Raw genomic sequence first — 5,073 nt, 5'->3', positions numbered from 1 at the left:
CGCCGGTTGGCGTGTCACAGTGCGGTGACCCGGATCGTGTTCGGACCCGACGGCGCCGTCCTGGATGTGGGTCGTGCGCAACGCACCGTGTCCGGACAGATGCGTCGCGCTGTCATCGCCCGAGACCAGCACTGCGTCTGGCCGGGATGCGACCAACCACCCTCCCGGTGCGAGGTCCACCACGCCATCACCCACTGGGCCGACGGCGGCAACACCTCCGTCACCAACAGTGCGTTGCTGTGCTGGCACCACCACCAGCTCGTCGACACCAAGGGCATCACCATGCACTGGACCGGCAAACCCACCACCACCAACACCACCACGGCCACCGACACCAGCACCAGCACCCCGGCCGGTGCCCTGCTGGAGACCGGATGGGCGTTCACCGACGCCCGCGGGCACCGCATCCGCCTACCCGAACCCATCAACGCCCCACCCGAAGCCGCCTGACCGGCCGGCCGGACACGACAACCGCTGAAGCCGCCTGACCACTCAAACCCAGCGGGACAGCAAGCCCCGGCGCGCCCACCAGGCCCACCGAGAGTCCGCCCGCACCCGCTCGCCGCACCTACCGCCGTCGGCGTCCGCGGAGGCGGCCCGACAACTCTGGTCAGGCCACCTCGCTCGGCTCATTGCCTCGCGCGCCTCGCGCGCCTCGCTCGGCTCATTGCCTCGCGCGCCTCGTTCCGCTCATTACCTGACGCGTCGTGTCCGGCTCGCGAGGAGCACGGTCATCGTCGCCAGCAGGCCGGTGAGCCCGAGCACCGCTGCATACGCAGGCAGCCCCACGACGTCGTGCAGGGTCCACAGGAGCGCCCCGGTCGCGGTGGATGCCACAGCGGCGGCAACGGCATCGGCCACCTGGAGCGCCGACGAGGCCGAACCCTGTTCGTGCGGCGCCGCCAGCTCGAGCGTGAGGACCGACAGCGTGGGGTAGACCAAGCCCATCCCGCTGCCGGACAGCACCCAGAACGCCATCCCGATCCAGGCCGGCACCGCGGGGACCACGAGGACGGCCGCACCGACCATCCCGAGAGCGAGCAGGCCTCCGCCCAGCCGCACGTAACCGGCGTGGCTGAGGTGCAGCAGGTCACGGCCGCGCACCCAGGACGCCCCGGACCAGCCGAGCGCCCCCACCGTCAGGATGAGGCCGGCACTGCCAGGGCTCAGGTGTCGCTCGTGCACGAGAAGCAGGGGCAGCAGCACCTCTGCGCCTACGAAGGCCGCGGATACGAGGGCTCGCACCGACACGACGGCCGGCAACCCGCGTCCGGCCCGGAGCACGGCGAGGGTGAGACGCAGCGCGTGCAGCGAGGGAGCATCCGGTTGACGGGCGGCGGCCGCGTCGCGCGGGTCGCCGTCCGTACCGGTCGCCTTCGGGCTCGTTCCGCCCGGCGCCGCCCCGCCCGATCCCGCCCCGTCCGATCCCGCCCCGTCCGAGACCGGCCCGTCCGAGACCGGCCCGTCCGAGACCGGCCCGCCCGATCCCGCCCCGTCCGAGACCGAGCGGTCTGAACCCTCCCCGCCCGAGACCGTACGATCCGCGGAACCCACAGGATCCGGCCCGTCGCCGCGGGCGGCCGTGAGGCCGGGGCGCATCAGGATCGCCGCCGGCACAGTGAGTGCCGCGGCGCCCAGGAACACCCAGCGCCAGCCCACGTGGTCCACGAGGAGCCCGGCGAGTCCGGGCCCGACTATCGCGGGCACGACCCACGCCGCGGCGAACGCCGAGAACACGGCCGGGTGCCGCTCGGCGGCGAACACGCGAGCGACCAGGACGTACAGCGCGACGCCGTACAACCCGTTGCCGACGCCCTGCACCGCGCGCCCCGCGACAAGGGTGCCGATGTCGGTCGCCGTCCCCGCGACGACGAGCCCGACCACGAAGAGCCCCACGCCGGTCCACATGGCGGGCGACGGGCCGCTGCGGTCGCACCAGCGTCCGGCCACGAGCATCCCGACCACGCTGGTCGCGAAGGTCACCGCGAACGCGAGGGTGTAGTACCGCAGCCCGTCGAGCTCGACGGCGACCGTCGGCATCGCCGTGGACACGGCGAGCGCCTCGAACGCCCCGAGCGAGCAGAGCGCGACCATCCCGGCGAGGACGAGGCGCTGTGCGGACCGGCTCAGCGTGCCGGACGGCGCAGGCGGCGCCGGAGCCGGTGGGGTCGCCTGCGGAGTCGCCGAGGGTGAGCCCGACGACGACGGAGGAACGGTCGCGGTCACACCAGCACCACCTTGCCGGTCGTGCGGCGCTCCTCGAGCTCGCGGTGCGCCCGGGCGGCCTCGGCGAACGGCACGCGGTGCGTCGCGACCCGCCACTGGCCGGACGCCGCACGGGCCAGCGCACGCTCCTGGTAAGGACGCTGGTCGGGCATCGGGGGAGCGTCGGGTCCGACGGCGTAGCGCACCTCGATCTGAGAATCGATCTGGTCGGCCTCCGCCCAGGACGTGTACCGGTTGGGTTCGCCGGACGCCCAGCCGTAGGCAACGAGCCGCGCGGGAGCAGACGTGTTGGCTCCTGCGCCGTCGTCGAGCAGTGCCGTGGCGGCGGTCCCGAGGTCGCCGCCGACGCCGTCGAACACGAGCGTCGCGGGGGAGTTGCCGAGGGCGGCTCGTGCGGCGTCCGTCCAGCCCGGGACGGAGTAGTCGACGAGGGCGAGCCGCGAGCCGGAGTCCGTGCCCGCCACCAGGTCCTCCAGGACCTTCAGCCGGGGGCCGCTGCTCGCCAGGGCGACGACGCGCGCACCGACACCGAGCGCCTCCTGCACGAACAGTGTGCCGAGCCCGCCTGCGGCGCCGGTGACGACGACGGCGTCGGCGGCGGTCACGACCGCGATGTCGAGGGTGTAGACGGCCATCCGGCCCGTGCCGATCATGGCTATCGCGTCGGCCGGGTCCAGCGGAGCGCCGTCGGGACCGTCGGGGAGCACGTGCAGCTTGTCGGTTCCGACGACGACGCGGCGGGCGTACCCACCGCCGTCGGGCACCCGGCCGAGGTGTGCCGCGACACGCCGTCCGGTCCACGAGGGGTCGACCCCCGGCCCGACGCCGGAGACGGTGCCGGCGATCTCCCGGCCCGGGACCGTCGGGAGGCTCGGCAGGGGGAGCGGAGGGCCCTCCTCGCCGCGGCGGATGCTCGTGTCGACGAGGTGTACCCCGTGCGCTACGGCATCGACGAGCACCTCGCCGGGACCGGGTACGGGGTCCGGGATCTGCTCGAGCGTGAGCACCTCGGGCGGCCCGAAGGAGTGGTGTCTGATGGCGTCCATGCGGTCATCCTCTAACCTGAACCAAAGTTGAGGTCAATCGCGTTCCGCGCGGAGGGCCCGACGGCGTCCGTCGGCGTCGTCGGAGCGCCGTCGCCGGAGTTCTGGAGAGCCTGAGGAGGCCACCTGTGGAAGCACCCAACCCCGCCGTGCCGTGGGACCGGGACGAGCTCACGGTCGGTGATCTCGCCGCGCGGAGCGGCGTGTCGGTGTCAGCATTGCACTTCTACGAGCGCAAGGGGCTCATCACGAGCCGGCGCACGTCGGGAAACCAGCGCCGATACCGGCGCGAGACGCTGCGGCGCGTGGCGTTCATCAGGGTGTCGCAGCGCGTCGGGATACCGCTCGCGGACATCGGCGCCGCGCTCGGCACGCTCCCCGGCGACCGCACGCCGACCGCGAAGGACTGGCGGCGCATCTCGCAGGCCTGGCACGACGACCTCGACGCGCGGATCGAGCAGCTCTCCCGGCTCCGCGACCACCTCACCGACTGCATCGGCTGCGGCTGCCTCTCGCTGCGTCGCTGCACGCTGACCAATCCGCACGACGAGCTCGCCGAGGCCGGCCCCGGCCCGCGGACGCTCCTGGTAGAGGGTCTGGAGCCGGGCGAGGCATGACGGCGGGCTGGTGGCCGGCGACTTTGCGAGCGGTCCTGCCGGCGGGCCTGGTAGAAAGCCGCACGGGTGGGAGGCGCCGGCCGCCGGCGCCGCCGGCACGAAGCGCCGGCAGGATGCACCAGCAGAAAAGGGCAGAGAGCGGCACCGATGCCGTGCCGACCGAGGGAGAGCTGTGGGTACGTACTACGAGTGGGTCGCCGACCTGGACGCGACCGAGGACGACGCGCCAGAGGTCGGACGGCGGGTGGTCGAGGCGCTGGTCGCGCGCGGGGTGATCCTTCCGGAGCTGTCCCCGGACGCGGCGCTCGGGGGCGACGGTCACCCGGCGGGACCTGCGTGGGCCGACACCGTGGAGGCTTCGGCGTCGGGGGAGTCGCCGTGGGGTGTCGAGGTCCGGGTCGGCCGCTCGGTGCAGGACGGCGGGCAGTTCGACGTCGGCTCGGTGACGTGCCCGCGCTGCTCGGCCACGAGAGAGTTCTTCGGGCCGCCGGAGGAGTTCGGTCCGACCTGCTCGGACGAGGAGGGCCTTGGGCAGTTCTACGCCGCGGCGGAGGCCTGGAGCGAGGGGGATGCCGACGGCGGGGCGGACCTGGAGTGCCGGTCGTGCGGTGTCGCTACGCCGGTTGTCGAGTGGCGGGCCGGTGGCGCGGCGCTGACCTGCCTGGCCTTCGTCTTCTGGGGCTGGGACGAGCTGCGTCCCGAGGCGCTGCGCTGGGTCGCCGAGGCGACGGGCGGGCACCGGATCGCGAGCGGGAGCGGCAAGATCTGACGCCGTCGTGCCGCTGCGCCCGCATCCCGGTACGCCCGCTAGGCTCACGGCCATGGCTTCTGCACTGCCCCGTGTCCTGGTGCTCAACGGTCCCAACCTCGGCCGGCTCGGTGTCCGCGAGCCCGAGATCTACGGCCATGCCTCCATGGCGGACCTCGAGATCGCCGCGGCGAAGTGGGGCGAGGAGCTGGGGCTGGAGGTCGAGGTGCGCCAGACCGACGGCGAGTCGGAGATTGTCGGCTGGCTGCACGAGGCGGTCGACGCCGGTGCCCACGTGGTGCTCAACCCCGCTGCGTTCACGCACTACTCGTACGCGCTGCGCGACGCCGCTGCCCAGGTCACCACCGCGGACCTGCTGCTCGTCGAGGTACATCTCTCCAACCCGGCGACCCGGGAGTCGTTCCGGCACTACTCGGTG

Annotated in this window: 5 protein-coding genes and 1 pseudogene; 4 read left to right on the top strand and 2 right to left on the bottom strand. The window is 73.4% G+C overall.

Features of this window, described 5'->3' with window-relative positions:
- Nucleotides 1-450: pseudogene (locus tag ACFWE2_RS24370) on the top strand (HNH endonuclease); the annotation flags it as partial.
- Nucleotides 451-693: 243 nt separating this feature from the next.
- On the opposite strand, the gene ACFWE2_RS24365 reads toward ACFWE2_RS24370, so the two are convergent.
- Both ACFWE2_RS24365 and ACFWE2_RS24360 read right to left on the bottom strand, forming a co-directional pair.
- The gene (locus ACFWE2_RS24365) at nt 694-2,226 is read right to left on the bottom strand and encodes an MFS transporter (protein WP_377226790.1); all 1,533 of its coding nucleotides are present in this window, start codon (nt 2,224-2,226) and stop codon (nt 694-696) included.
- A complete protein-coding gene (locus ACFWE2_RS24360; protein ID WP_377226789.1) occupies nt 2,223-3,272 on the bottom strand; it encodes an alcohol dehydrogenase catalytic domain-containing protein in 1,050 nt (349 codons plus the stop codon). The genes ACFWE2_RS24365 and ACFWE2_RS24360 overlap by 4 nt, the downstream gene beginning before the upstream one ends.
- Before the next feature lie 125 nt (nt 3,273-3,397).
- On the opposite strand from ACFWE2_RS24360, the gene soxR reads away from it, so the two are divergent.
- The 3 genes from soxR to ACFWE2_RS24345 form a co-directional block, all read left to right on the top strand.
- Nucleotides 3,398-3,886 (top strand): redox-sensitive transcriptional activator SoxR, encoded by a 489-nt coding sequence (gene soxR / locus ACFWE2_RS24355; RefSeq protein WP_377226788.1) that lies wholly within the window; start codon nt 3,398-3,400, stop codon nt 3,884-3,886.
- 172 nt (nt 3,887-4,058) lie between these two features.
- Nucleotides 4,059-4,655 (top strand): hypothetical protein, encoded by a 597-nt coding sequence (locus tag ACFWE2_RS24350; protein WP_377226787.1) that lies wholly within the window; start codon nt 4,059-4,061, stop codon nt 4,653-4,655.
- Nucleotides 4,656-4,707: 52 nt separating this feature from the next.
- A partial coding sequence (locus tag ACFWE2_RS24345) for a type II 3-dehydroquinate dehydratase (protein WP_377226786.1) occupies nt 4,708-5,073 on the top strand: 366 nt, incomplete at its 3' end.

This window comes from Promicromonospora sp. NPDC060271 (genome assembly GCF_042726755.1).
Lineage (GTDB): Bacteria > Actinomycetota > Actinomycetes > Actinomycetales > Cellulomonadaceae > Promicromonospora.
This window is presented reverse-complemented; position numbering and strand designations above follow the sequence as displayed.